The 20152-nt window shown below is 74.4% G+C and carries 13 protein-coding genes and 1 tRNA gene; 10 read left to right on the top strand and 4 right to left on the bottom strand.

What is annotated here, in order from left to right:
• Nucleotides 1-45: 45 nt before the first annotated feature.
• Genes ABD879_RS07920 through ABD879_RS07910 form a run of 3 tightly spaced genes read right to left on the bottom strand, consistent with a single transcriptional unit; the run spans nucleotide 46 to nucleotide 4744 of the window.
• Nucleotides 46-837 (bottom strand): ABC transporter permease, encoded by a 792-nt coding sequence (locus tag ABD879_RS07920; RefSeq protein WP_345018932.1) that lies wholly within the window; start codon nucleotides 835-837, stop codon nucleotides 46-48.
• Entirely contained in the window at nucleotides 837-1751 is a 915-nt protein-coding gene (locus ABD879_RS07915) for an ABC transporter ATP-binding protein (RefSeq protein WP_345018930.1), read from the bottom strand. The genes ABD879_RS07920 and ABD879_RS07915 overlap by 1 nt, the downstream gene beginning before the upstream one ends.
• On the bottom strand, nucleotides 1748-4744 hold the full coding sequence (locus tag ABD879_RS07910; protein ID WP_345018929.1) for an AAA family ATPase: 2997 nt from the start codon (nucleotides 4742-4744) through the stop codon (nucleotides 1748-1750). Before ABD879_RS07910 ends, ABD879_RS07915 begins: the two co-directional genes overlap by 4 nt.
• 479 nt (nucleotides 4745-5223) lie before the next feature.
• On the opposite strand from ABD879_RS07910, the gene ABD879_RS07905 reads away from it, so the two are divergent.
• Nucleotides 5224-8049 (top strand): helix-turn-helix transcriptional regulator, encoded by a 2826-nt coding sequence (locus tag ABD879_RS07905; protein ID WP_345018928.1) that lies wholly within the window; start codon nucleotides 5224-5226, stop codon nucleotides 8047-8049.
• A gap of 34 nt (nucleotides 8050-8083) precedes the next feature.
• On the opposite strand, the gene ABD879_RS07900 is transcribed toward ABD879_RS07905, so the two are convergent.
• A tRNA-Leu gene (locus ABD879_RS07900) sits at nucleotides 8084-8157 on the bottom strand.
• A gap of 371 nt (nucleotides 8158-8528) precedes the next feature.
• On the opposite strand from ABD879_RS07900, the gene ABD879_RS07895 reads away from it, so the two are divergent.
• From ABD879_RS07895 to ABD879_RS07855, 9 genes are all read left to right on the top strand, one after another.
• Nucleotides 8529-9998, top strand: coding sequence for an aminotransferase-like domain-containing protein (locus ABD879_RS07895; RefSeq protein ID WP_345018926.1), 1470 nt, complete (start codon nucleotides 8529-8531; stop codon nucleotides 9996-9998).
• Between the two features lie 197 nt (nucleotides 9999-10195).
• Nucleotides 10196-11737, top strand: a complete 1542-nt coding sequence (locus ABD879_RS07890; RefSeq protein WP_345019024.1) for an acyl-CoA carboxylase subunit beta — start codon at nucleotides 10196-10198, stop codon at nucleotides 11735-11737.
• Nucleotides 11738-11824: 87 nt separating this feature from the next.
• Entirely contained in the window at nucleotides 11825-13150 is a 1326-nt protein-coding gene (gene dpgC / locus ABD879_RS07885; RefSeq protein ID WP_345018924.1) for a (3,5-dihydroxyphenyl)acetyl-CoA 1,2-dioxygenase DpgC, read from the top strand.
• Entirely contained in the window at nucleotides 13147-13956 is an 810-nt protein-coding gene (gene dpgD / locus ABD879_RS07880; protein ID WP_345018923.1) for an enoyl-CoA-hydratase DpgD, read from the top strand. Before dpgC ends, dpgD begins: the two co-directional genes overlap by 4 nt.
• A gap of 268 nt (nucleotides 13957-14224) precedes the next feature.
• Nucleotides 14225-14443, top strand: coding sequence for an MbtH family protein (locus ABD879_RS07875; RefSeq protein WP_285496288.1), 219 nt, complete (start codon nucleotides 14225-14227; stop codon nucleotides 14441-14443).
• 20 nt (nucleotides 14444-14463) lie between these two features.
• Nucleotides 14464-16572, top strand: a complete 2109-nt coding sequence (locus ABD879_RS07870) for an ABC transporter ATP-binding protein (RefSeq protein WP_345018921.1) — start codon at nucleotides 14464-14466, stop codon at nucleotides 16570-16572.
• 13 nt (nucleotides 16573-16585) lie between these two features.
• The gene (locus tag ABD879_RS07865; RefSeq protein WP_345018919.1) at nucleotides 16586-18475 is read left to right on the top strand and encodes an HAD-IIIC family phosphatase; all 1890 of its coding nucleotides are present in this window, start codon (nucleotides 16586-16588) and stop codon (nucleotides 18473-18475) included.
• Nucleotides 18476-18494: 19 nt separating this feature from the next.
• A complete protein-coding gene (locus ABD879_RS07860) occupies nucleotides 18495-18743 on the top strand; it encodes an acyl carrier protein (protein WP_345018918.1) in 249 nt (82 codons plus the stop codon).
• On the top strand, nucleotides 18733-20152 hold a 1420-nt coding region (locus ABD879_RS07855; RefSeq protein WP_345018917.1), incomplete at its 3' end, for a condensation domain-containing protein. The genes ABD879_RS07860 and ABD879_RS07855, both read left to right, overlap by 11 nt.

Here is a 20152-nt window from a genome sequence, read left to right as displayed (position 1 = left end):
GCCACCGGTTCGCCGTCCCGCGGGCAGCACCCGCACCGCCGCGCATCAGTACTCCCTGCGGTGGAAGACGACCGCCGCGGCGGCCATGGCGACGGCCACGGCGGCGGCGAGCAGCCCCAGACCGGCCCACGGCGGCAGGGCGGGCCGCACCGCCATGATCTGGGCGCCCGCCGTGACCGGCCAGTACGTGCGCGCCAGATCGTCCAGCGGGCCGGGGAGCAGCGGGCACAGTGCGGGGACGACGAGCGCCGCGCCGACGAGGAGCACGAGGGCCGCCGCGGTCGTCCGCACCAGCACCCCCGCCGCGACACCCGCCAGCGCCACCAGGGCGAGGTAGAGTCCGGCGCCCGCAGCGGTGGGAAGCACGCCGGGGCCCGCGTCCGCGCTCCGGGCGAGCAGGAGGGCGGCGGCGCTCGCGCCCCCGCCCGCCGGCAGCGCGACGAGCGCGCACACCGCGGCCTTGGCGGCCAGCAGGCGGCCCCGGCGCGGCGTGGCGGCCAGGCTGGTGCCGATCATGCCGGTGGCGTACTCGGAGGTCACGGCGAGCACGCCGAGCAGCCCGATCGCGATCTGGGCCAGGTGGTAGCCGCACAGGCCGGGCCGGACGCCCCCGAACGCCGCGCACTCGGCGGCCGCCGCCTCGCGGCAGGGGGTCAACCCGGTCAGCACGCCGAAGAGCGCGCACAGCACCAGCATCGCGGCGGCGGCGAGCACCGCGTCGCGGGCCGAGCGCAGCGTGCGGATCTTCGTCCACTCCGCCCAGAGCGCGTTGCGGAAGGTCGCCGACGGGCGCCGCGCCCCGCAGCCGGCGCCCGGGTGCACACGGGTGGCGCACATCAGGCGGCCCTGCCGGCGCGGTCGCCGTTCGCGCCGCTATGGACCAGCTCCAGCAGCACCTCCTCCAGGGACGGCCGCTGCGGGGTGAGCTCGTGCAGGCGGACGCCGTACGCCGCGGCCAGACCGTGGATCTCGGCGCCGTCCATGCCGGACACCACGAGCGTGCGGTCGGTGCCCTCGCGGACGCGGGCGCCCGCCGCGGTCAGCCGGGCGGTGAAGAACCGGTGGTCGTCGCAGCGGATCAGCGCCCGCTGCCGGGCGGCGCACCGGGACAGCTCCTCGGCGCTGCTGTCGGCCACCAGGCGGCCCCGGTCGAGCACGATGAACTGGTCGGCGATCCGCGCCATCTCGCCCATCGGGTGGCCGGTGACCAGCACGGTGCGCCCCTGATCGGCCAGGCGCCGCAGCAGGGTGCGCAGCCAGGCGGCGCCGGCCGGGTCCAGCCCGCCGATCACGTCGTCGTAGATCAGCACCTCGGGGTCGCCGAGCAGGCTGGCGGCGATGCCGAGCCGGCGGCGCATCCCGGCCGACAGCACGCGGATGGGCCGCCCGGCCATCTGCTCCAGGCCGACCAGCCGCAGCGCCTCGCCCACCCGCCACCGCGGCAGGCCGTTGCTGCGGGCCAGCCACAGCAGGTGGTCGCCGACCCGGCGGCCCTCGTGCGCCGCCCGCGCGTCCAGCAGCGCGCCGACCTGCCGCATCGGGCTCGGCAGGTCGGCGTAGCGGCGGCCGGCCGTGGTCGCGGTCCCGCTGGTCGGCGCGGTGAGTCCGAGGATCATGCGCAGCGTGGTCGTCTTGCCGGCGCCGTTGGGGCCGATCAGCCCGGTGATCCGGGCGGGCCGGACGGTGACGGTGAGGTCGTCGACCGCCCGGACGGCGCCGTACCGCTTGGTCAGCCGGTGCAGCTCGATCATGTCCCTCCCCTCGACGTGATCTGGTCGTCGCGCCGCCGCGGGCCCGCCGCGGCCGGCTCGGCCGGCTCGGTCGGTCCGGTCGGCTCGGCCGCCGCGCCCGCCGGTCCGGCCGCTTGCGGGCAGCCCGGCGGCCCGGCCCGCAGCCGCCGCACGAGGTCGGCGCGGCGGGTGACGCCGAGCTTGCGGTAGATCCGGGTGAGGTGCTGCTCCACGGTGCTGATGGTGATCAGCAGGGTGTCGGCGATCTGCCGGTTGGTCCGGCCCTGGACGACCAGCGCGGCGACCCGCCGTTCGGCGTCGGTCAGCGCGGCGGCCGGGTCGGCGGGCGCCGCGATCCCGTCCCGCCCCGGCGTCTTGAGCGGGAGCGTCCCGTTGTACGCGGGCACCCGGGGGGCGCCCTGCGCCTTCCCCGTATCCGGCGCCGTCTCCGCCGTGCTCTTCCTCGTCGGCGCCTCGCCGAGCGCCTGCCGGGCCCGGCTGAGCTCGCAGCGCGCGAGCGACAGTTCGTACCGGTCGTCGCACTGCTCCAGGACGCGCACCGCCTCCTCCAGCAGCTCGCCGCGGCGCCGCGGGTCGGCGGCGGCCAGCGCGCGCACCCGCAGCGAGACGCCCAGCGTCCGGCCGGCCCGGTGCCGCACCATGGCCAGCTGCTCGTCGGCCAGCTCCGCGGCCCGGTCGGTCTCGCCCAGCTCCAGCAGCGCCTGCGCCGCGTCCGTGCGCCACGGGACCAGGCCCGGAACGTCGACCCGCCAGTCGCGCATCCGCTCGCCGCAGGTCTGGAAGTCCTCCAGGGCGAGCTCCGGATGCCCGGTCGCCAGATGGAACCGGCCGCGCGCCTGCAGGTAGTGCAGGCCGCAGAGGGTGTCGAGCATGGCGTCGGGCACCGCGATGCCGAGGTGGGTGGCGGCGTCCTCGTAGCGTCCCGCCGCCGTCGTCGCGTACACCGACGCCGCGATGGGCACCCCGATCGCCACTCCCCAGCTCGCCGGGGAGATCCGGGCGAGCGCGGTGCGCGCGTGCTCCTCGGCGGCGGCGAGGTCCCCCTGCCGCACGCAGATCAGCGCGCGTGCGGCCGCCAATGTCGCGTGCCACAGCGGTTCGTGCCGGGCCGCCGCCTCCTCCAGGAGCGGATCGCACCAGCGCGCCGCCGTGTGCGGGTGGTCGTCGTAGACCAGCGCCGCCAGCACCGCCAGCACCGCCCCCGGGGACGTCTCGGTGAGCCGGGTGCCCTGCATGAACTGCTCGGCGGTGCCGCGGACATCGAGGTCGGTCCGGCCGGTCAGCACCTCCCGCAGCGCGGTCGCGGCCCGCAGCCGCCGGTTCTCCAGGCCCGACACGACGTGCCGCGCGGCGGCGGGCCGGTCGGCGGACGCGCCGTCCACCGCGTCGGCATGCCCCGGGTAGACGCACCCCAGCAGCAGCCGCGTGGCCGTCAGGAAGCAGGCGGTCCCGGCCGCGGGCGGCTCCGCCCGCCCGGTGAGCGGGCCGAGGACCTCGGCCGCCTCGTCCGGCCGCCCGTGCCACATCAGGTAGCCGGGCAGCCGGGCGGCGTGCCGCGCGTTCAGCCGCCCGGCCCGCACCGCGTCGACCAGCCCGGGCAGCAGGCGTTCCGCCGACCCCGGGTCGACGAGCCATTCGACGCGGGCCATCGCCATGGTGATCTCCGCCCGCCGCCGGTCGTCCGCGCAGTTCTCGCGGGCCAGCCGGAGGCAGAGCAGGGCGGTGTGCGCGGCGCCCTCGGTGCGGGCCTGCTCGGCCGCCTCCAGCAGCACCGGAACCTTCCAAGACTCCTCGGCGTCCGGGGAGGAGTCCTGCTGTGCGGGATCGGCGGCGTCGGGGGGCGCCTGGGCGGCGGGCCGGCAGGCGGTCTCGGCGGCGATGAGGTGCTCGGCGACGGTCCGGGGCGCCGCGCCGCGGTCGTGCAGCAGCCTGGCGGCCCGTTCGTGCAGCGCCGCGCGCTCCTCGGCGGGCATGCCTTCGAGCACCGCCGCCGGGACGGCCGGGTGCCGGAACCGGCCGGCGTCCAGCAGTCCCGCGGCGTCCATCGTGTCGATCATGTCGGAGACGAACTCGGCGTCCAGGTCCAGCAGCCCGCCCACCAGGGCGGGCGGGCACGGCTCGCGCAGGATCGCCAGGGCGCGGGCGACGCGGCGCATCTCCGGGCCGCCGCGGTGCAGGCAGTGCAGCACGGCCCGGGGGAACGCGTCGCCCACGGCGAGGCCGGCCGCGTCCCGCACCGGGCCGTCGTGCGGCGGGACGCGCTCGTCCTGCAGCAGGGCCTGCACGAGGGCCGGGTTGCCCCCGGTGACCGCGTCGCAGACCGGGGCGAACTCGTGCGCCCGGCGGGGGTCGAGCCTGGTCCTGAGTAACTGCACCTGGCCGCGGCGCGACAGCGGCTTGAGCCGCAGCCGCCAGTAGTGCGGCTGGCTCTGCAGGTCGGCGTGGAACCAGGGGTGCTCGCGGCGGGGCCCGATGCGCTCGGTGAGCACCAGCACGATCGGGGCCGCCTTGAGCCGGTACGCCACGTAGGACAGGAAGCTGAGGGACGCGGCGTCGGCGTGGTGCACGTCGTCGACGCCGATGACCAGGGGGGTGCGCGCCGCCATGCCGAGCAGGACCCTGCACAGCTCCTGCAGGACGGGCCAGGTCGTCTGGGCGGTGGTCTCGGGCTGGAACTCGCCCCCGGCGAAGGCGGCGGTGCCGATCTGCTCGTCCAGCAGCCGCCTGGCGTCCTCGCGTCCGGGGGGAAGCGCCACCCCGCGGAACAGCTGCCGCACCACGCCCAGCGGGGACCGCTGCCCGGCGTGCGACGCCGTCGCGCCGAGGTAGACCGCGCCCGCCGCGGTGGCGTGCTCGGCGAGGGAGTGCAGCAGAGCGCTCTTGCCGGACGCCACCGTGCCGCCGACGACCACCACCTTCCCGTGGCCGTCCAGCGACTCGGCGAACAGGCTTCGCAGTGTCGTCAATTCCAGTTCTCGCTCGATCAGATTCATGTGCGCGCCCCGAGGAAGTGGAATCAACCTGCTAGTCGGCAGTGGGGTGGACGGTTCCGTTCTCTCGGCCGGTGTGCGACATTCGAGGTCCTCCAGGTGCCCGGTCGGCTCGGAAGGGGAGACGACGCGAGCCAACCACTGGCGATGTCACAAGGCGGTAACGTGACGTCCGTCTCAGGGAGACGCGGGGGACGGCGGGCCTCGACGGGTCCCCGCGGGGGACGGCGGATGGCAGGCTCCGGACAGGGCGTCTTCCGTCGGTGCGGGCGAAGACGCAGGTCACCCCCCATCTCAACTACGCTTTGTAGGCAAATGGTAGCTGATGGTGATTTGATCCGTCGTCGCTCTGGTGCGAACGTCGTGAAGGACCGGTCGTCGACGCCCCCTGCCATGCGCACCTGAGCACGACTGTGGGACGCGACAGTGCCGGACCGTTGGGGCGCGGACACAGACTGCAACCTTTGCGGGGGGATCGCCGCATGCGCATTGTGGAGCGGACGGGGGAACTGCTCACTTTGCAGAATCTGCTGACGCCGGACCGGGATCGGCCGGGGAAGGTCGTGCTGATCGAGGGCGCCGCGGCCACCGGGAAGACGACGCTGATGCACGCGTTCGCCGCACGCGCGGTCGAGGCCGGGGCCGCCTTCCTGAGCGCCTCGGCGTCGCCGGCCGAACGCGAGCTGCCGCTGAGCGCCGTCAACCAGCTCTTCCACGATCCGGCGCTGCCGCCCGCGGAGGTCGAGCGGGCGGACCGGCTGATCCAGGACGGGTCCCTGACGGTGCGGGCGCTCGGCGTCCGCCCGGCGGGCGGGGCGGCGGGCGAGGCCGCGGCCCAGGTCCCGGCGCCCATCCTCAGCAGGCTGACCGCGATCGTGCTCAAGGCCGCCGAGCAGCGGCCGCTGGTCGTCGGGGTCGACGACATCCACCACGCCGACGCCGCGTCGGTGCAGTTCCTGCTGTACCTGGCCCGGCGCATCGGGACCGCCCGGGTGGTGCTGGTGCTGACCGAGTGCCTGCGCCCGACCCGGTCGCATTCGCTCCTGCACACCGACCTGCTGCGCGAGCCGCACTGCCGGCGGCTGCGGCTGCGGCCGCTGTCGGAGGAGGGCGTGGCCGAGCTGCTCGCCGAGCACGTCGGCACCGCGATCGCGGCGCGGCTGGCGCCCGAGTGCCACCGGGTGACCGGCGGCAACCCCCTGCTGGTGAACGCGCTGATCGAGGACCACCGGATGGCCGAGCCGACCCGGCCGGTCAGCCTGACCTTCGGCGACGCGTTCCGGCAGGCGGTGCTCACCTGCCTGTACCGGGCGGAGGCCACGACGCTCGCCCGCGCCATCGCGGTGCTGCCGGGCGGGGTGTCCGGCGGGCTGCTCGGCGAGCTGGTCGACGCCGACGCCGCATCGGTCGTCGCGACCTGCCAGGTGCTGCAGGCGGCCGGGCTGCTGGACGCCGAGAGCTTCCGGCACGAGGCGCTGCGCGCGGCGGTGCTGGGCGGGATGCGCCCGGACGAGCGGACCGCGCTGCACCTGCGCGCCGCCGAACTGCTGCACCGCCACGGCGCGCCCGCCGCGGTGGTCGCCGAGCGCCTGCTGGCCGCCGACCGGGCCCGGGCGCCGTGGGCGGTGGCGGTGCTGCGGGACGCGGCCGAGCAGGCGTTCGCCGAGGGCCGGGTGGCGGACGCGACCGACCTGCTGCGGCTGGCGCTGCGCGAGTGCGGCGACGACGACCAGCGCCCGGCCGTCCAGCTGGACCTGGCCCGCGCCGAGTGGCGGATCGACCCGGCGACCGCGGCCCGGCACCTGCCCGACCTGGTCCGCGGCCTGCGCCGGGGGCGCCTGCCCGCCGGCGGCGGCGCCACCCTGGTCAGCTGGATGCTGTGGCTCGGCCGCCCCCACGACGCGCTGGAGATCCTGACGGAGGTGTCCGGCGGCGTCGCCGTGCCGCACGCCGACCCCGGGCGGCGGGCCGAGCGCGGGCCGTGCGCCGAGCCGTCGCCGTGGTGGCTGCCCTACGCCTACCCGGGGCTGACCCGGCTGGAAGGGCTCGGGGACATCCTGCGCCCGCCGGGAGACGCACCGGACACGTCCGTCCCGGTGCCCGTCGCGCCGTCGCCGCGCACCGAGGCGATGCTGGTGAACGCGCTTTCGCGGGGAGCGGTCCAAGAAGCGGTCCAGCGGGCCGAGCAGCTCCTGGAGGAGGCGGGGCCCGCGTTCCGGTCGCCGCTGCCGGTCGCGGCGATCGCGGCGCTGGTCTACGCCGACGAACTCGACGCCGCCGAGCGGTGGTGCGACACCCTCGGCAGGTCCACGGCCTCGTGGCCGCCGCAGGGCCGGGCCCTGCTGATGGCCATGCGCGCGCTGGTCCACCAGGCGCGCGGCCGCCTGGAGTCCGCGGTGAAGTGCGCCCGCGAGGCCCTCACCCTCATGACCCCCAAGGGCTGGGGCGTGGTCATCGCGATCCCGCTCGCCACGATGGTGGTGTCGCTGACGGCGGCGGGCCGGTACGAGGAGGTCGAGGAGTACCTCGACATGCCGCTGCCGGAAGGGCTGTTCCACAGCCCGTTCGTGCTGCCCCACCTGCAGGCCCGCGGCCGCTACTACCTCGCGATCAACCGGCCGAAGGCGGCGCTGGCCGAGTTCCGCACCTGCGGCGAGCTGATGACGGTGTGGGGGTTCGACCTCCCCGGGCTCGTGCCGTGGCGCACCGACATGGCGCAGGCCCACCTCGTCCTCGGCGACCGGCAGAACGCCAGGCGGCTCGCGGCCGAGCAGCTGCGGATGCTGTCGCCCGCCCAGGCCCGCACGCGCGGGGCCACGCTGCGCACGCTCGCCGCCGCCTCCGACGCCGACCGGCGCACCGAACTGATCACCGAGGCGGTGGAGCTGCTGGAGCGGTCGGGCGACCGGCTGGAGCTGGCCCGCGCACTCGCCGATCTCAGCGAGCTGTACCAGGCCACCGGCCAGGAGCGGCGGGCCCGCGCGGTGGAGCAGCGCGCCCGCGCGCTGGCGGCCGAGTGCGGCGCCGGCGAGATCGGCGGCACGCTGTCGCCGCGCCTGGCCGGGGCGGACGAGCGCGGCGAGAACGCGGGCCCCGACCTGCTGCACGGCCTGAGCGTGGCCGAGCTGCGGGTGGCCGCGCTGGCGGTCGACGGGTACACCAACCGGCAGATCGCGCGCCGGCTGCACGTCACCACCAGCACCGTGGAACAGCACCTGACGAAGGTGTACCGCAAGCTGCAGATCAGCCGCCGGACCGACCTTCCGGTGACCCTGCTGCTGCAGTCGACCCAGGATTTCCCGGCGTAGCGGCCCCGGGGAAAGGCCGCTGCGCCGGGAACGGTACCCCCGATCGGAATTGAACCGACAACATAACCCTTTTAAGGGGTTCGCCTCTGCCAATTGGGCTACGGGGGCGGAACGATTCTAACTACGGCCCGGCGGGGTTCTCCATGTCCATTGTCAGGGATTGCGCCACGCGGCCGTCCGGGCGCTTGTGGGCGGCCGCCGGCCCCATGGAAATCCATGCTGGCACGGTGCGTCCGCCGACTCGTCCAAGTGCGCAGAAACGCTGCTTGGACGGGCTGTCCGAACCCGGCCGCGAATCGATCGGCCTGCTGCGGCAATGCCCGCTGTCCGGGGCGTGCGGCACCGCCGTCCGACCTTGTCGGCCGTTCCGCCGCGTGCAATCCTGACCGGGCCGAGGACACTCCGCAGTTCAATGCCACTTGGGTCCGCATGCCCGGACGGAGCAGCGAAATCATGGAAAACGCTCGGACGGTCGCCTCGTGAGCGGGGGAGACATCGATATCCAGCAGGCCGGGGCCCGCGCGCTCGACGACGCGCCCGGCGACGCGCTCGACAACCCGGCCGGCACCGCGCCCGGCGGCGTGCCCGGCAAAGCGTCCGGTGATGCGTCCGCCGACCGTGCGCGGCCGGAGCCGGCGGCCGCCGCGGCCGCGCTGCGCAAGGAGGAACTGCACGCCAGCGTGTCCAGCCCGCTCCTGGACACCATGAACTTCCTCAACGAGATCACCTTGCGCTATCCCGAGGCGATCTCCTTCGCGCCCGGCCGCCCCTACGACGGCTTCTTCGACAACGAGCAGATCTTCACCCACATCCGCCGGTTCCTCGACCACCTGGCCGCGCAGGGCGGCACGCCGCAGGACGTGCGCACCGCCGTGTTCCAGTACGGCCCGACCGCCGGCCAGATCCGGGACGTCCTGGCCGACTCCCTGCGCGTGGACGAGGGCATCGACGTGCCGCCCGAGTCGATCGTGGTGACGGTCGGCGCGCAGGAGGGCATGCTGCTGGTGCTGCGCGCCCTCCTCGGCGGCCCCGACGACGTGCTGCTGGTGTCCAGCCCCTGCTACGTGGGCATCACCGGCGCGGCCCGCGTGCTGGACGTCGCCGTCACGGCGGTCGAGGAGCGGGAGGGCGGGGTCTCCTGCGACGACGTCGAGGCGGCGATCCTGGCCGAACGCGCCCGCGGCCGCCGCCCGCGCGCCTTCTACGTGGTGCCCGACCACGCCAACCCGTCGGGCAACACGATGGACCTGAAGAGCCGGCACGCGCTGCTCGACCTGGCCGCCCGCCACGACGTCCTCATCCTGGAGGACACCCCCTACCGGCTGGTCAGCCCGGGCACGCCGCTGCCGACCCTGAAGGCCCTGGACCGGGAGCGGCGGGTCGTGCACCTCGGCTCGTTCTCCAAGACGCTGTTCCCCGGCGCCCGGGTCGGCTTCGTCATCGCCGACCAGCCGGTCGTGGACGCCGACGGCCGCGAGGGCGGCCTGCTGGCCGACGAACTCGCCAAGATCAAGAGCATGGTGACGGTGAACACCTCCTCGCTCAGCCAGGCCGTCGTGGCGGGCGCGCTGCTGGCCTCGGACGGGCGGCTGTCGGTGCTCAACGCCGAAGCGGCCGAGTACTACGGGCGGGCCATGCGCGCGGTCCTCGCGGGGCTCGACCGCAGCATCCCGGCCGACCGCCGCGCCGCGCTCGGCGTGCGCTGGAACCGGCCCACCGGCGGGTTCTTCCTGCGGATGCAGGTGCCGTTCCGCGCCGACAACGCGGCGCTCGCCCGGTCCGCGCAGGACTTCGGCGTGATCTGGACGCCGATGTCGTACTTCTATCCGCAGGGCGGCGGCGAGCACGCCATCCGGCTGTCCACCAGCTACCTGACCGCGGCGGAGATCGAGGAGGGCACCGCCCGGCTCGCCCGCTTCATCGAGGCGGAGAGCGCGGCGTCGCGATGACGGCCCCATTAGAGACGCGGCCCGGCCGCGCCCCGGAGGGCGACGGCCACGCCAACGGGCGGGCCGCCGCGGACGGGCGAGCGACCGATGACGGACCGGCGACGGCGGCCGGACCGGCGGCATCGGACGGACTGGCGACCGCGGACGGGCACGTCAACGGCAACGGCCACCGCCCGCAGCCGGCGCCGCCGCCGTCGATGGACGTGCTGCGCGAAAGGCACGCCGGGCTGCGCGCCCGCATCGTCGGCGGCGACCGGGCCGCCATCGAACGGCAGCACCGGCTCGGCAAGCTCACCGCGCGCGAGCGGCTCGACCTGCTGCTGGACGAGGGCTCCTTCGTCGAGACCGACCTGTACCGCCGCCACCAGGCCACCGGACTCGGTATGGGGGACCGCCGCCCGCACACCGACGGCGTGATCACCGGCTCCGGCGAGATCTTCGGCCGCCGGGTGTTCGTGTACGCGCAGGACTTCACCGTGTTCGGCGGGTCGCTGGGCGAGGCGCACGCCGCGAAGATCCACAAGGTGATGGATCTGGCGCTGGAGAACGGCGCGCCGCTGATCGGGTTGAACGACAGCGGCGGCGCCCGCATCCAGGAGGGCGTGATGGCCCTGAACGGGTACGGGGGGATCTTCCGCCGCAACGTGCGGGCGTCCGGGGTGATCCCGCAGATCAGCGTGATCATGGGGCCGTGCGCGGGCGGAGCGGCGTACTCGCCGGCGCTGACCGACTTCACGTTCATGGTGCGCGGCACCGCGCAGATGTACCTGACCGGCCCGGACGTGGTGGAGGCGGTCAGCGGGCACCGGGTGAGCCACGCCGAGCTGGGCGGCGCCGATGTGCACGGCGAACGCACCGGTGTGGCCACGTTCGTGTACGACGACGAGGAGACGTGCCTGGCCGAGGTGCGGTACCTGGTGTCGCTGCTGCCGTCCAACAACCTGGAGCCCGCGCCCGCGCTCCCGCCGACCGGGGCCGCCGACGACGAACGCCCCCGGCTGGCCGAGATCGTCCCGGTGGAGCCGAACAAGCCCTACGACATGCACCGGGTCGTCGAGGAGCTGGTGGACGGCGGCGAGTTCATCGAGCTGCACGAGCAGTGGGCGCGGAACGTCATCTGCGCGCTGGGCCGCATCGACGGCGAGGTCGTCGGGGTGGTGGCCAACCAGCCGATGGTGCTGGCCGGGGTGCTGGACGCCGACGCCGCGCAGAAGGCCGCCAGGTTCGTACGGTTCTGCGACGCGTTCGGCATTCCGCTGGTGACGCTGGTGGACGTGCCCGGCTTCCTGCCCGGCGTCGAGCAGGAGCACGACGGCATCATCCGGCACGGCGCCAAGCTGCTGTACGCCTACTGCGAGGCGACCGTGCCGCGCGTCCAGGTGATCCTGCGCAAGGCCTACGGCGGCGCGTACATCGTCATGGACTCGCGGTCGATCGGCTGCGACCTGTCGCTGGCCTGGCCCACCAACGAGATCGCCGTGATGGGCGCCGAAGGCGCCGTCAACGTGGTCTTCCGCAAGCAGCTGGCCGCCGCCGACGACCCCGCCGCGCTGCGCGCCGAGCTGATCGCCGAGTACACCCGGCAGCTGGTGCACCCGCTGTTCTCGGCGGAGCGGGGACTGGTGGACGACGTCATCGACCCGGTGCAGACCCGGGCCGCGGTCGCCCGCGGCCTGGCCATGCTGCGGCAGAAGCGCGGAGCCGCGCCGCAGCGCAAGCACGGCAACGTGCCCCTGTGAAACCCCTGTGAACCCTTTCGGGAAGGTGGCTGAAGTGATCAGATGCGGTGTCACAACGACCGGCTGCGACCCTCGATCGGCGGCGTCATGACCACCGCGGCGGACGCGCCTCCGCTGGAGGCCATGGAGACGGACCTGAGCACCGCCCGCGAGCGGCTGGCGGAGGCCGCACAGCACGTCGAGGACCTGGTGGCCGCCGCGCCGGACCCCGCCGAACGCGAACCGGAGGTGCGCGAGCGGATCGCCGCCGCGACCGGCGCGGTGCGGGCGCTGCGGGCGCGGTTCATGGACGTGCACGCCGACGCGGTGTACGACGAGCTCACCGACGGCCGCGCCGTCGAGCTGCGCATGGCGGAACTGGTGGAGGCCGCCGCGACCGCCTTCCCCGGCCTGGTCCCGACCCCGGAGATGATCGCCGTCGAGCGGTCCCGGCCGCAGGCCGCCAAGGAGGGCCGGGAGATCGACCAGGGCATCTTCCTGCGCGGGGTGCTGCGGTCGCCGGTGGCCGGCCCGCACCTGCTCGACGCGATGCTGCGTCCCACGCCCCGCGCGCTGGCGCTGCTGCCGGACTTCACCCGCACCGGCCTGGTGGAGACCAAGTCGGTCCGGGTGGAGCGCCGCGACGGCGTGGCCTACCTGACGATGTGCCGGGACGACTGCCTGAACGCCGAGGACGAGCAGCAGGTCGACGACATGGAGACCGCCGTCGACCTGGCGCTGCTCGACCCGGCCGTGCGGGTCGGGGCGCTGCGCGGCGGCGAGATGACCCACCCCCGCTACCGCGGCCGGCGGGTGTTCAGCGCGGGCATCAACCTCAAGCGCCTGCACGGCGGCGGCATCTCGCTGGTCGGCTTCCTGCTGCGGCGCGAGCTGGGCTACATCCACAAGATCGTGCGGGGCGTGCGGGTCGAGCAGGACGCCTGGTGGCAGTGGCCCGCGGTGGACAAGCCGTGGGTGGCCGCCGTGGACTCCTTCGCCATCGGCGGCGGCATGCAGCTGCTGCTGGTGTTCGACCACGTGATCGCCGCGTCGGACGCCTACTTCAGCCTGCCCGCCGCGCAGGAGGGCATCGTCCCGGGCGCCGGCAACTTCCGGCTCGGCCGGGCCGGCGGGCCGCGGCTGTCCCGCCAGGTCATCCTGGGCGGCCGCCGCGTATGGGCGACCGAACCGGACGCGCGGGCGGTGGTCGACGAGGTCGTCGAGCCGGGCGAGCTCGACGCGGCGCTCGAACGCAGCGTGCGCAGCCTGCAGGGCCCGGCGGTGCTCACCAACCGGCGCATGCTGAACCTCGCCGAGGAGCCGCCGGAGGAGTTCCGCCGCTACATGGCCGAGTTCGCGTTGCAGCAGGCCCTGCGCATCTACGGGCAGGACGTGCTGAACAAGGTCAGCCGGTTCACCGTCCGGCCGTCATGACCGGCCCCGGCGGCGCCGACCGGGTGCGCTACGAGAAGAAGGGGCACCTGGCCCGCGTCACCCTGAACCGGCCCGACGTGCTGAACGCGATGGACCTGCGGATGCACGAGGAGCTCGGCGCCGTGTGGGACGACGTCGAACGCGACGACGACGTGCGCGTCGTGGTGCTCACCGGCGCCGGCGACCGGGCGTTCTCGGTCGGGCAGGACCTCAAGGAACGCGCCCGGCTCACCCGTGAGGGCGCGCCGCCGACCACCTTCGGCAGCCGCGGCCAGCCCGGCTGGCCGCGGCTCACCGAGCGGTTCTCCTTCGCCAAACCGGTGGTCGCCCGGGTGAACGGCTACGCCCTCGGCGGCGGCTTCGAACTGGCCCTGGCCTGCGACATCATCATCGCCTCCGAGCGGGCGGTGTTCGCGCTGCCGGAGGTGCGGCTCGGCCTGGTCCCCGGCGCCGGCGGCGCGTTCCGGCTGGCGCGGCAGCTGCCGTTGAAGATCGCCATGGGGTACCTGCTGACCGGCCGCCGGATGAGCGCGGCGGAGGCGCTGCGGTACGGGCTGGTCAACGAGGTCGTCCCGCACGACGAGCTGGACCGCCGCGTCGAGGCGTGGACCGACGACCTGCTGCGCAGCGCCCCGCTGTCGGTGCGGGCGATCAAGGAGGCGGTGCTGCGGTCGGTCGACATGCCGCTGGAGCAGGCGTTCGCCACCCGGTTCGTCTGGGAGGAGCGGCGCATGCACAGCCGCGACGCCGCGGAGGGGCCGCGGGCGTTCGCGGAAAAACGCGATCCGCAGTGGTGCGGATATTGACATCGCGGCGGACGATAAAAGATCAGGGGCGTGCCGGACCGGCGCGCCCCTCGCCTTTTCCGGGCGCTGTCCAAGTATCGAGAACGCGCGGTTGGACACCGCCCCGCCGGCGCCTCCGCACCCTGCCACCTGCACCGCCGTCCCAGAGCGGGCGGAGCGCCGAAAACCGCCGGCGTCCGCCGGCAAAACCCGGGTGGTGGACAGCCGGACCGTAGAGCAGAATCCCGGTTCGGGGCATCCGAGTGAAATTCCAATCCAAGGAGTGGTCGTGGCCAATCCGTTCGACGACGAAGACGGGACGTTTTACGCCCTCGTCAACGACGAGGGCCAGTATTCGCTGTGGCCGACGTTCGCCGAGGTGCCGGCGGGCTGGGAGATCGTCCACGGCGAGGACACCCGCCAGGCGTGCCTGGACTACATCGAGGAGCACTGGACCGACATGCGTCCCAAGAGCCTGATCGCGGAGATGGAGCGCCAGGCGCCATGATCGGCGGTCCGGGACCGGTCATGACGATCCGCGGGTTCGGGGAGGACACCGACTCGACCCGCCAGCGCGTCACGCCGGGTACGGCGCGGCGCGCCCTTCCCTACGCCAGGCCGTACCGCTGGACCATCGCGGCGCTGCTGCTGCTCACCTCGCTCGTCGCGGTGGCGCAGGTGGCGAGCCCCCTGCTGCTGAAGATGGTCATCGACGAGGGCATCATCCCCCGGCACAAGGCACTGGTCGTCTGGCTCGCGCTGGCGGTCGCCGGTCTGGCGCTGCTGGAGGCGGTGCTGACGTTCACCGAGACCTGGCTGTCGGGGAAGATCAGCGAAGGGCTCGTCTACGACCTGCGCACCGAGGTGTTCGACCACGTCCAGCGGCAGCCGATCGCGTTCTTCACGCGGACGCAGACCGGGTCCCTGGTCAGCAGGCTGAACACCGACGTGGTCGCGGCCCAGCAGGCCGTCACCACCCTGCTGTCGCAGTCGGTGTCCAGCCTGCTGTCGCTGATCCTCGTGCTCGGCACGATGTTCTACCTGTCCTGGCAGATCACCCTGCTGGCGCTGGTGGCGCTGCCGCTGTTCCTGCTGCCCGGCCGGCTGGTGGGCCGCCGCCTGCAGGGCCTGATGCGCGAGTCCATGCAGCTCAACGCCGAGATGGGCACGCTGATGCACGAGCGCTTCAACATCGCCGGCGCGCTGCTGGCCAAGCTGTACGGGCGCCCCGACAACGAGAAGCGCCTGTTCACCGAGCGCGCCGGGCGGGTCCGCGACATCGGCGTCGTCACCACGGTGTACTCGCGGATGCTGCTGGTGTCGGTGACCCTGCTGGGCTCCCTGGCCACCGCCCTGGTGTACGGGCTCGGCGGCGTGCTGGTGGTGGACGGCTCGTTCCAGCTCGGCACGCTGGTGGCGCTGGCCGTGCTGCTGACGCGGCTGTTCGGCCCGATCAACCAGCTGTCGTCGATGCAGGCGAGCGTGATGACCGCGCTGGTCAGCTTCGACCGCCTGTTCGAGGTGCTGGACCTCAAGCCGCTCATCGCGCAAAAGCCCGGCGCGGTGGCGCTGGACCGCTCGCGCGGCGCGCCGGACATCGAGTTCGACGCCGTGTCGTTCCGCTACCCCAAGGCGGCGGAGGTGTCGCTGTCCTCGCTGCAGGGCCACGGCGCCCCGCCCGAACGCGGCGACGACGCGCTGACCCTGGACGCTATCTCGTTCCGCGTCCCGGCGGGCACCCTGACGGCGCTGGTCGGACCGTCCGGCGCGGGCAAGACGACGATCACCCAGCTGGTGCCGCGGCTCTACGACCCGGTGTCGGGGACCGTGCGGATCGGCGGGCACGACGTGCGGGACCTGACGTTCGACTGCCTGCGCGACACCGTCGGCATGGTCACCCAGGACGCGCACCTGTTCCACGACACCCTGCGGGCGAACCTGCTGTACGCACGCCCCGACGCCGAGGAGCGGGAACTGGTCGAGGCGTGCAAGGCCGCGCAGATCTGGGACCTGATCGCCGCCCTGCCCGACGGCCTGGACACCGTGGTCGGCGACCGCGGCTACCGCTTCTCCGGCGGGGAGAAGCAGCGCCTGGCGATCGCCCGGCTGCTGCTCAAGGCGCCGTCGATCGTGGTGCTGGACGAGGCCACCGCGCACCTGGACTCCGAGTCGGAGGCCGCGATCCAGCAGGCGCTGAAGACCGCGCTGCGGGGCCGCACCTCGCTGGTGATCGCGCACCGGCTGTCCACGATCCGCGACGCCGACCAGATCCTGGTCGTCGACGCGGGCCGCATCGTGGAGCGCGGCACGCACGAGGAGCTGCTGGAGGCGGGCGGGCTCTACGCCGAGCTGCACCGCACCCAGTTCACCCGGCAGCCGTCCCGCAACGGCGCCGCGCCCGCGCCCGCCGGCCCCGGCTACGGCGACCCGAACGGCGCCGGACTGCCGCCGCTGGAGGGGGTGCCGCCCGGCGGCATGATGATGCCGCCGCCGATGCAGGGGCCGCCGCCGATGCAGGGGCCGCCGCCCATGCAGGGTCCGCCTCCCGGCGGGCCGCCCATGCAGGGACCGCCGATGGGCCCGCCGCCCGGCGGGGGGCCCATGCCCGGCGGCCGTCCGCCGCACGGATCGGGCTGAGGAGGTGCCGGGGTTGGTCGCCGACCTTACCGCCGGGACGCTGCTGGAACTGGCCGCGGCGGGGCGCCTGGCCGCCGAGTACCCGCTGGTCTGCCGGATTGTGGCGGCGCTGGCGGAGCAGGAGCAGGCGCGGGGCGGGCTGACGCGCGCCGGACGCCTGCTGGAACGGGTGGACCCGGCCGAGATCCAACGGCTCCACCCGGACCTTCCGGGCGTCTCCGTCGGCATCACCGGGCACGGCACCCTGTCCGGGCTCACACCCCCGCTGCGGGCCGAGTTCGCCCGGCACGGCCTGGTCGCCCGTCCCATGGTCACCGGCTTCGACGGGTACGTGCGGGAACTGGGCGACCCGGACAGCGAACTGTCCACCGCACGGCCCGACCTGGTGCTGTGCGTGCTCGACCCGGCCATGGTGTTCGACGAGGTCCCGGTGCCGTGGACACCGGAGGACGTCGAACGCGCCGCCACCGCCAAGGTCGCGCTCATCGAACGGCTCGCCGAGCGGTACACCGGCACGGGACGCGGCACCCTGGTGCTGAACACGATGCCGCTGACGCGCCGCCACACCGCACAGCTCGTCGACTGGCGCTCCCGGGCGCGGCTCGGCGCGGTGTGGCGGCGGGCCAACGCCCGCCTGCTGGCGTTGGCCGACCGGCACCCGTCCGTCGTGGTGATCGACCTGGACCCGCTCGTCGCCGAGGGCGTCCCGGTCGGCGACGACCGGCTCGGCACCTACGCCAAGGCCCACCTCACCGACGACCTGCTGGCCGACTACGCCCGCGAGATCGGCCACCTGGCCAGAAACCTCGTCGGCCGCACCAAGAAATGCCTGGTGCTCGACCTGGACGACACGCTGTGGGGCGGGGTGCTCGGCGACGACGGCGTGGACGGCATCGAGCTCGGCGGCGGCTACCGCGGCGAGGCGTTCCTGGCGTTCCAACGCGTCGCCAAGCAGCTCGGCGCGCAGGGCGTGCTGCTGGCCGCCGTCAGCAAGAACGACCCCGACCTGGTGGAACGCGCGCTGCGCGACCACCCGGCGATGGCGCTGCGGGAGGCCGACTTCGTCCAGGTCGTCGCCAACTGGCGGCCCAAGCACGAGAACCTGGCCGGCCTCGCCGACCGGCTCGGCCTGGCCGTCGACAGCTTCGTCTTCGTCGACGACAGCCCCTACGAACGCGGCCTCGTCCGGCGCGAGCTGCCCGGCGTCGCCGTCGTCGACGTGGACGGCGAACCCGCCCTGCACGCCGCGCGACTGCTGCGCGACGGCTGGTTCGACCAGCGGGAGCTGACCGGCGAGGACCGGGTCCGCCCCGCCCGCTACCGGGAGGAGGCGGCCCGCAAGGGCTTCCTCGACCGCTTCGACTCCGTCGAGGACTACCTGCGCGAACTGGACGTGCGGGTCCGGGTGGGCCCGGCGACCGAAGCGGAGGCCGCCCGCGTCTCCCAGCTCACGCTGCGCACCAACCAGTTCAACCTGACCGGCCGGCGGCTGCAGCCGCAGGACGTCCGGCGGCTGCTGGACGACCCCGACGCGCTCGTCCTGGCCGTGCACGTCGCCGACCGGTTCGGCGACAGCGGCCTGGTCGGCGCGGTCCTCGCCCGCTGGCGGGGCGACCTGCTGCACATCGACAACTTCCTGCTCAGCTGCCGGGTCTTCTCCCGGTCGGTGGAGGAGGCGTGCCTGAACTGGGTGCTGCGGCACGCGCGGGACCGCGGCGCCGCCGCGGTGCTCGCCGGATACCGGCCCGGCAAGCGCAACGGCCTGGTCCGCGACTTCTACCCGCGCAACGGGTTCGTCCCCGAGGGCGACGACGGGACCACGCTGACCTTCCGGCACCCGCTCACCGAGATCGCGCCGCCGCCCGCGCACATCCGTCTCGTCGAGGTCCATGAAGCGCCGTGACACCCGCTCGGGGGGAACCATGAACAGTGCCGTGGAATTCGTCGCGCTGCTCCGCGCCGAACTGGGGCTCCCGCTGACCGAGGACGACCTGGAACGCGCGCTGCACGAACTCCCCGGCTGGGAATCGGTGCACCTGCTGTGGCTGGTCACCATCCTCGAACAGCACACCGGCCGCCGGATCAACGTCGTGGACCTGCTGGAGGCCCCCAACCTGCGGTACGTCTACGACCTCGCCGCCGACGAGCAGGGGGTGCGCGATGCCCGCTGACGACCGCCTTCCGCTGTCGGCCGCGCAGTACGACCTGTGGCTCGCCCAGCGGGTCGGGGCGCCCAGCGCCACCTACAACTCCGGCGAATACCTCGACATCCGCGGCCCGGTGGACGAGACCGCGTTCGCCCGCGCCGTCCGCGCCGCCGTCGCCGAGGCGGACGTGCTGCACGTCCGGATCGTCGAGGACGGCGAACGGCCCTGGCAGATCCCGCACGCCGCCGGGGACTGGGACCTGCCCGTGCTCGACGTCAGCGGGGAACCCGACCCGGAAGGGGCCGCGCTCGGCTGGATGCGCGGCGAACTCGCCGCACCGGCCGACCCCCTGCGGGACCGGCTGTTCGCCTTCGCCCTGTTCCGCGTCGCACCCGACCGGTACTTCTGGTACCAGCGCTACAACCACGTGGTGATGGACGCCTACGGCTGGTCGCTGATCGCCCGCCGCGTCGCCGACGTCTACACCGCGCTCGTCCAGGGCCGCGAACCGGCGCCGGCGCGGTTCGGCTCGCTGCGCGACCTGCTGGAGGAGGAACGCGCCTATCGCGACTCCGCCGACTTCACCGCCGACCGCGCGCACTGGACCGGGCGTTTCGCCGACCGGCCCGATCCGGTGACCCTCGGCTCCGGCGCGGCGCCCGGCGAGTTCCGCCGGGACGCGGTGCGGGCACCGCTCGGCGAACGGCTCCGCGACCTGGCGCGGCGCGCCGGCACCAACTGGTCCACCGTGGTCACCGCGGCCGCCGCGGCCTACTTCGGACGGCTGGCCGACGGCGGCGACACCGTCTTCAGCCTCGCCATGACCGGCCGCATCAGCCCCCTGGCCGGACGCACTCCCGGCACGCTGGCCAACGTCCTGCCGTTCCGGCTGGACGTGCCGCCCGGCGCGACCCTGCTCGACCTCGCCGGGCGGGTGCGCGACGCGCTCCGCGACACGGTGCGGCACCAGCGCTACCGGGGCGAGGACCTGCGGCGGGAACTCGGCTGGCCCGCCGGGCGGTACTTCGGCCCCGTCCTCAACATCATCGGCTTCGAACGCGTGCTGGACTTCGCCGGCGCCCCCGCGACCGCCCACGACCTGTCCATCCGCCCCGTGGACGAGTTGTCGATCGTGGTGCGCGGCGGCGACGAGACCTCCATCGAGTTCGAGACGAACTCCGCCCCCGAAGCCCTGGCCCACCGCGAGCCGTTCGTCCGCTTCCTGGAAGCCGCGGTGACCTCCCCGGACCTCCCGGTGGGCCGCGCGTCCCTGCTCGACCAGGCCGGCCGCGACCTGGTGGTGGCGGGCTGGGGCGGCACCGGCGGCACCGGCGGCTCGCTGGTCGACCTGTTCGAGGAGCGGGTGGATGCGGTGCCGGGTGCGGTGGCGGTGGTCGATGGGGGTCGGGTGTGGTCGTTTGCGGAGTTGGACG

It is taken from the genome of Actinomadura keratinilytica (assembly GCF_039539665.1).
Lineage (GTDB): Bacteria > Actinomycetota > Actinomycetes > Streptosporangiales > Streptosporangiaceae > Spirillospora > Spirillospora keratinilytica.
The sequence above is the reverse complement of the archived record's forward strand: the minus strand, read 5'-3'. Positions and strand labels throughout refer to the sequence as shown.

Excerpts from the sequence above, each read along its gene's own strand:
- ABD879_RS07910 (WP_345018929.1), bottom strand. The coding sequence starts at position 4,744 with ATGAATCTGATCGAGCGAGAACTGGAATTGACGACACTGCGAAGCCTG.
- ABD879_RS07915 (WP_345018930.1), bottom strand. The coding sequence starts at position 1,751 with ATGATCGAGCTGCACCGGCTGACCAAGCGGTACGGCGCCGTCCGGGCG.
- ABD879_RS07870 (WP_345018921.1), top strand. The coding sequence starts at position 14,464 with ATGACGATCCGCGGGTTCGGGGAGGACACCGACTCGACCCGCCAGCGC.
- dpgC (WP_345018924.1), top strand. The coding sequence starts at position 11,825 with ATGACCACCGCGGCGGACGCGCCTCCGCTGGAGGCCATGGAGACGGAC.
- ABD879_RS07920 (WP_345018932.1), bottom strand. The coding sequence starts at position 837 with ATGTGCGCCACCCGTGTGCACCCGGGCGCCGGCTGCGGGGCGCGGCGC.
- dpgD (WP_345018923.1), top strand. The coding sequence starts at position 13,147 with ATGACCGGCCCCGGCGGCGCCGACCGGGTGCGCTACGAGAAGAAGGGG.
- ABD879_RS07905 (WP_345018928.1), top strand. The coding sequence starts at position 5,224 with ATGCGCATTGTGGAGCGGACGGGGGAACTGCTCACTTTGCAGAATCTG.
- ABD879_RS07860 (WP_345018918.1), top strand. The coding sequence starts at position 18,495 with ATGAACAGTGCCGTGGAATTCGTCGCGCTGCTCCGCGCCGAACTGGGG.
- ABD879_RS07890 (WP_345019024.1), top strand. The coding sequence starts at position 10,196 with ATGGACGTGCTGCGCGAAAGGCACGCCGGGCTGCGCGCCCGCATCGTC.